General features: G+C 68.9%; 6 protein-coding genes. 3 read left to right on the forward strand and 3 right to left on the reverse strand.

Translation table 11 applies throughout. The annotated features are described in order from the left end of the window. Window positions 1–83: 83 nt before the first annotated feature. The 3 genes from AX692_RS11825 to zapE are packed head-to-tail and all read left to right on the forward strand — an operon-like array spanning window position 84 to window position 2,468. Window positions 84–863, forward strand: a complete 780-nt coding sequence (locus tag AX692_RS11825) for a succinate dehydrogenase iron-sulfur subunit (protein ID WP_073975121.1) — start codon at window positions 84–86, stop codon at window positions 861–863. Between the two features lie 20 nt (window positions 864–883). Further along, window positions 884–1,345, forward strand: a complete 462-nt coding sequence (locus AX692_RS11830; RefSeq protein WP_073975122.1) for a PaaI family thioesterase — start codon at window positions 884–886, stop codon at window positions 1,343–1,345. A 4-nt stretch (window positions 1,346–1,349) separates the two neighbouring features. Further along, window positions 1,350–2,468, forward strand: coding sequence for a cell division protein ZapE (gene zapE, locus AX692_RS11835; protein ID WP_073975123.1), 1,119 nt, complete (start codon window positions 1,350–1,352; stop codon window positions 2,466–2,468). Here zapE and AX692_RS11840 read toward each other — a convergent pair. The 3 genes from AX692_RS11840 to AX692_RS11850 form a co-directional block, all read right to left on the reverse strand. After that, on the reverse strand, window positions 2,465–4,360 hold the full coding sequence (locus AX692_RS11840; protein WP_073975124.1) for an XrtA/PEP-CTERM system amidotransferase: 1,896 nt from the start codon (window positions 4,358–4,360) through the stop codon (window positions 2,465–2,467). The two genes, zapE and AX692_RS11840, sit on opposite strands and share 4 nt — an antisense overlap. An 11-nt stretch (window positions 4,361–4,371) precedes the next feature. Further along, the gene (gene xrtA, locus AX692_RS11845; RefSeq protein WP_073975125.1) at window positions 4,372–5,376 is read right to left on the reverse strand and encodes an exosortase A; all 1,005 of its coding nucleotides are present in this window, start codon (window positions 5,374–5,376) and stop codon (window positions 4,372–4,374) included. Next, window positions 5,366–6,438 (reverse strand): TIGR03087 family PEP-CTERM/XrtA system glycosyltransferase (locus AX692_RS11850; RefSeq protein WP_073975127.1); only part of this gene is annotated, 1,073 nt, incomplete at its 5' end. The genes AX692_RS11850 and xrtA, both read right to left, overlap by 11 nt.

Consider the following 6,438-nt stretch of genomic DNA (forward strand, 5'->3'; position numbering starts at 1 on the left):
GCAACAACTGACAGTCACCCCCCGCTTGCGCGCGCGGGCAATGGCGCTAAGTAGGGTCGCAACTGCGTAACCGGGATCACGTAATGGCGACCTTCACTCTCCCCAAGAACTCCAAGATCAGTGGCTCCGGCAAGACCCACAAGGCCTCGGGCGGCCGGGTGAAGTCGTTCAAGATCTACCGCTACGATCCCGACTCCGGCCAGAACCCGCGCTATGACAAGTTCGAGATCAACCTCGACGAATGCGGGCCGATGGTCCTCGACGCGCTGTTCAAGATCAAGAACGAGATCGACCCGACCCTTACCTTCCGCCGCTCGTGCCGCGAGGGGATCTGCGGGTCGTGCTCGATGAACATGAACGGCAAGAACGGCCTCGCCTGCACCACCGCGATCGAGGACCTGAAGGGCGAGATCCGCATCACCCCCCTGCCGCACATGGACGTGATCAAGGACCTGGTGCCGGACTTCACGCACTTCTACGCCCAGTATGCGAGCATCCGCCCCTGGCTCCAGACCGTCTCGCCGACGCCGAGCGGCAAGGAGCGGCTGCAATCGCCCGAACAGCGCGAGAAGCTCGACGGGCTCTACGAGTGCATCCTGTGCGCCTGCTGCTCGACCTCCTGCCCGTCCTACTGGTGGAACTCCGACAAGTTCCTCGGCCCCGCGATCTTGCTCCAGGCCTATCGCTGGCTCGCCGACAGCCGCGACGAGATGACCGGCGAGCGGCTCGACGATCTGGAAGACCCGTTCCGTCTCTATCGCTGCCACACCATCATGAACTGCGCCAACGTGTGCCCCAAGGGCCTCTCGCCGGCCAAGGCGATCGCCGAGACCAAGAAGATGATGGCCGAGCGCGCGATCTGAGTGTTTGGCGATCTGATCCGGTGAGCTTCAAGGACGACGTTTTCGAGCACGGGCCCTGCCCGGACAACCCCGGCTGGCACCGCTGGGATCTCAAGGACGCAACGCTGTTCAACGGCGCGGTGATGGGCAAGCTCATCACCCGCGTCGATGAGGACGGGAAGGCGCGCCTGCGCATGTTCCCCGAGCGGCGGCACATGAACCTCCAGGGCGTAATCCACGGCGCGGTGACGCTCGCGCTGATCGACATCGCGCTGTTCGTCACCATGCACCGGATCGGCACCGGCAATGCCGGGCCCTCTGTGACGCTCGAGCTCTCGACGCAATTCGTGGGCGGCGGTGACCCGCAGCGGCCGCTCGACGCCGTCACCGAGATCGTGCGCGAGACCGGCAAGCTGGTCTTCATCCGCGGCATGGTGGTGCAGGGCGAGGACACGGTCGCGAGCTTTTCGGGGATAGTGCGCAAGATGCAGCCGCGGGGCTGACGCGGTGCCCGGCCTCATCGCCCGCTACGACGCGCTGATCGCCAGCGGGGAGCTGCGCGCCGACCCCGAACAGCGCGCTGCGGCCGAGCGGCTGGCGCGATTGCAGGACGAGCTCGAGGCCCCACCCCCATCGCCCGGCCTGTTCGGCAGGCTGTTCGGTGCCAAGCCTGCCGCTCTCCTGCGCGGGGTCTACCTGTGGGGCGGCGTCGGGCGCGGGAAGTCGATGCTGATGGACCTGTTCGTCGACACGCTGGCCCTGCGCGAGAAGCGTCGCGTCCACTTCCACGCCTTCATGCTCGAACTCGACCGGCACCTCACCGAGGCGCGCAAGGCCGAACAGCGCGACCCGCTGATGCACGTCGCGCAGGGCATGGCGGCGGAACTCAAGTGCCTCGCCTTCGACGAAATGGTGGTCAACAACACCGCCGACGCCGCGATCATGGGCCGCTTCTTTGCCGCGCTGATGGAGGCGGGTACGGTGATCGTCACCACCTCCAACCGCCCTCCCCGCGATCTCTACAAGGACGGCCTCAACCGCGCGCTGTTCCTGCCCTTCATCGATCTCGTGGAGGCACGGATGGATGTGCTGGGGCTCAATGGCCCGACCGATTACCGGCTCGACCGCATCGGCGATCTCAACACCTGGCACGCGCCCATGGGCGATGCCGCCACGGCGCAGGTGCGCGAGGCTTTCTTCCGCCTCACCGATTTCGATCCCGACGACGCCGCCCACGTGCCCTCGGGCGAGCTCGACCTCGGCGGCGGGCGCAAGCTCCATGTGCCCAAGTGCCTGAAGGGCGTGGGCGTGTTCAGCTTCAAGAAGCTGTGCGCCGAGAACCGGGGCGCGGCGGATTACCTCGCGGTGGCGCGCGCCTTCCACACCGTGATCCTCGTCGGCATCCCCAAGATGGGGCCGGAGAACAGGAACGAGGTGATCCGCTTCACCAAGCTGATCGACGCGCTCTACGAGCACCGCGTGAAGCTGTTCGTCACCGCCGCCGCGCTGCCGGAGGAGCTCTATCGGGCGGGCGATGGAGCGTTCGAATTCGAGCGGACGGTGAGCCGGCTGAACGAGATGCAGAGCGAGGACTACATGGCGCTCGGTCACGGGACGGAAGACTAGCCGCTCACCCCCAGCTGGGTCAGCGACTTCTCCAGCATCAGGAGCTGCCACAGAGTGCGCGAGTGATCGGCGCGGCCCGCGATATGCGCCTCGGCGAGCGCCTTGATGGCTTGCGGCTGGAAGAACCCGGTCTGCGCGAGGCTCCCCGTGGCGATCCCCCGCGACGCGTCGGCGAGCGGCCCCCTCAGCCATTCGGCGATGGGGGTGACGAAGCCCTGCTTGGGGCGGTAGAGGATGTCGTGGGGCAAGTAGCGTTCGAGGCTCTTCTTGAGCAGATACTTGCCGACGCTGCCGCGCACCCGCATCCCCTCGGGGAGCCTTGCGGCAAATTCGACGAGACGATGGTCGAGCAAGGGCTCCCTCGCCTCGAGGCTCACCGCCATGCTGGTGCGGTCGACCTTGGTGAGGATGTCGCCGGGCATCCAGAAGGTAAGGTCGGCATATTGCGCCCGGTCGAGCCCGCTGCGGCCCGGTGCCGTGCGCATCAGCGCGATCAGCTCGTCCTCGGCGCGGAAGCCCTCGAGGCTCGCCGCGAAGCTCTCCGAATAGAGTGCCCGGCGCGCCTCGGGCAGGGTCACCGAGAGGCCCCGGGCATAGCCCTCTTCGCCGCTTTCGGCGAGCGCCAGCAGGGTCGCCTTGGCGCGCAAGGGGCGCGGGGCCCAGTCGGCCTTGGGCCATGCGCGGCCCAGCGCACCGAACAGCGGTGCGCGCAAGGCGGCAGGCAGAACGGAGCGCGCCCGCTCCTCGTGGTGATGGAACACCTGTCGGCGGTAGCCCGCGAAGGCCTCGTCCGCTCCGTCGCCCGAGAGCGCCACCGTCACCCGCTCGCGCGCCAGCTGGCAGACGCGCCAGGTGGGGAGCGCGGAGGCATCGGCGAAGGGCTCGTCGAACAACGCGGCGAGGCTGTCGATGGCCGAGAAGTCGTCGGTCGCGACAATCCGCTCCTGATGGTCCGCGCCGAATTTGGCGGCGACCTGACGGGCGTAGGAGGTCTCGTCATAGGCCGCGACATCGAAGCCGATCGAGCAGGTCTGCACCGGCGCGGCGCTCGCCTCGGCCATGAGCGCGACCACGCCCGAGCTGTCCACCCCGCCCGAGAGGAAGGCGCCCAAGGGCACATCGGCGACCATGCGCGAGCGCACGCCCTCGCGCAGCAGGTGGACGAGCTGGGCGGAGAGATCGGTCTCGCTCCCCCGCTCGCGCTCGGTGAAGGAAATATCCCACCAGCGCTGCGGGCGGCCCGGCGCCTTGCCCTGCTCCAGCAGCCAGAAATGCCCGGCGGGGAGCTTCTCGACGCTCGCCAGAATCGCGTGGCTGTCGGGCACATAGCCCCACGCCATGAAGGCCTCGATCGCCTGCGGGTTGACCCGGCGGCGCAGCTGCGGGTGGGCCAGCAGGCCCTTCAATTCCGAGGCGAAGGCGATGCTGCCGTCGGACAGATGCGCCATAAATAGCGGCTTCACCCCGAAGCGGTCGCGGGCGAGAAACAGCCGCCGCGTCGCCAGATCGAAGATCGCGAAGGCGAACATCCCGTCGAGGCGCGCGAGACAGTCCGGCCCCCACTTCTGCCAGGCTGCAAGGATGACCTCGGTGTCGCCATTGGTGCGGAAGGTGAACCCGGCCTGCTCGAGCTCGCGGCGCAGCTCGCGGAAGTTGTAGATCTCGCCGTTGAAGACGATCACCGCGCGGCCGTCGGCGGCGGTCATCGGTTGGGGGGAGCCCGCAACGTCGATGATCGAGAGGCGGCGGTGGCCGAGGCCGACGCCGTGGTCGGTCCACACCCCTGCCCCGTCAGGCCCGCGATGCGCGAGCGCGTCGCACATCCGGACGACCCGTGCAGGGTCGACCGGCTTGGGCGTCTCGGCATGGAAAATCCCGGCAATCCCGCACATGCGTCCGAGGCCTAGAGCAGCAGCGAGAGCGCGGCAATCGCGGCCAAGGCGATGATCGCGGCAGCGGCGCTCCCCGGCGCAAATCCGGAGACCTCCAAGCGGCGCACCCAGCCCCAGCGCTCGATTTCGGCAAGCGTCCAGCCATATTCCTCCGGCTCGCGCTCGACGAAGCGCCACGCCGCGCCGAGCAGCACCGCGATGACGATTGCGAAGAACACCCAGCCATAGACGATATGGTCGAAGCCGGTCGCCTTCTCGGCGCCGACATATTGCGCGACATAGATCGTCGCCCAGGCACGCACGCCGTTGGCAAGGATCGGGACGATGACGCAGGCCGCCATGAAACCGGCGCGCGTCCGCCAGCGGGTGAAGCGCGTGGCGCAGACCAGCACGCCCAGCGTCACCATCGCGATCAGGAATTTCACCCCCGAACACGCCTCGGCGACGATGAAGAGGCCTGCGGGGGTGTCGATATGGATTCCCTCGATCCGGGCGGGAATGCCGCTCGCACGGGTGAGCGCGATGGCGATCTCGGCGGTGATCGCTTGCAGCGGCGCGATGATCTCGTCGCCGAAGGGCACCAGGAAGGCGGCAAAGGCGATGGGCAGCGCAAGGACGATGCTGGCGCGCAGGCCGATCACGGTCACCGCCGCCGCCTGCAAAGCTCCCACCGCACCCGCTTGCGCGACCAGATTGATGCCAGCCCCCTCGCCCACCCGCCATAGGGCAAGGCCTGCCGCAACGCCAAGCAGACCGGGCAGGAAAGGCTGCGGCCTGAGACGGGCCAGCTCCTCCTCCTTCAATGCCACCAGCCAGGCGGTGATCAGGGGGACGAGCAGCAGGTGGTTGTAGGTGTCGATGTTCCACCACTGGTGCGCCATGGCCTGCCATGCACCGAGGCACGCGAGCACCAGTGCGAGCCCCGCCGCCGCCAGCGCCGCGAGCGGCGCGCGCCAGGCGGCCGGCAGGCGCAGCCGCTCGCGCGGGGTGGGGAACGCGGCGGCCTCAGGCGGCATGGCGGCGGCCCTCCCCGCGTCTGCCGACGAGACCCCCGAGCGGGGCGAGCATCGCATCCCACCCGTGGCGATGCAGCACGAAGTCGCGGGCAGCGGCGCCGATGCGGGCGGCAGCGGCGGGATTGGCGAGCAGGTCGGCGATGTGTGCGGCCATCACCGCGGGATCGGGCGGCGAGACCAGCCAGTGCTCCCCATCCTCGGCAGCGATCCCGGTTGCGGCGTCGGGGGTGAGCACCACGGGGCGCGCCATTGCCATCGCCTCGAGCACCTTGTTCTGCACCCCGCGCGCGATCAGCAGCGGGGCGAGGACGGCGTCGGCGGCGGCGATGAAGGGGCGCACGTCGGGCACCGCACCCCATATCCGAACGCCCGGCGCGCCGTCCTCGGCCATCAGCGAACGGGTCGGGTTGCGCCCGACGACATGGAAGCATGCCCCGGGATGGCGCGCGCGCAGGCGCGGCAGCAGCGCCTCGATCACCCACAGCGCGGCCTGTTCGTTGGGGCGATAGTCCATCTGCCCGGTGAAGACGAAATGCGGCCCTGCAGTCCCTGCGAGTTCGGGGTGCCGGGCAACCAGCGCCGGGTCGAAGAAGCCCGCGTCGATCCCGTTGCCCATCACCCGGACTTGGGCGATGCCCGGCGCGCTCAGCCGGCTGCGATAGAGCGCGGCTTCCGCCTCGGAGATCAGGATGGTCGCATCGGCGCGCCGCCCGAGCCGCTCCTCCTCGCGCGCCAGCAATCGCGCCTCGCGCCCGTAGAGCCACTTGCGCTCGCCCTCGGCGGCGTAGGATTCGAACTTCGCGCTGTCGACATCGCACAGGTCGATCACCACCGGCCCGGCAAAGTCTTCGGGCACATACTGCCCCATCTGCCCCGAGAAGACGACGATCGCCTCGATCCGCTCACGCGCGATGGTCTCGCGCACCCAGCGTTCGAGCGTGCGGCTGTGGAAGGCGGTGAGGCTCACCGGCTTGCCCGACAACACCGCCTCCACCCCCGCAAGCGGCAGCGGCTTGGAGCGCGGGACGACACACCGCGAAGCCGCGACAGCGGCGAGCGCCC

This window comes from Erythrobacter donghaensis (assembly GCF_001557325.1).
Classification (GTDB): Bacteria; Pseudomonadota; Alphaproteobacteria; order Sphingomonadales; family Sphingomonadaceae; genus Erythrobacter; species Erythrobacter donghaensis_B.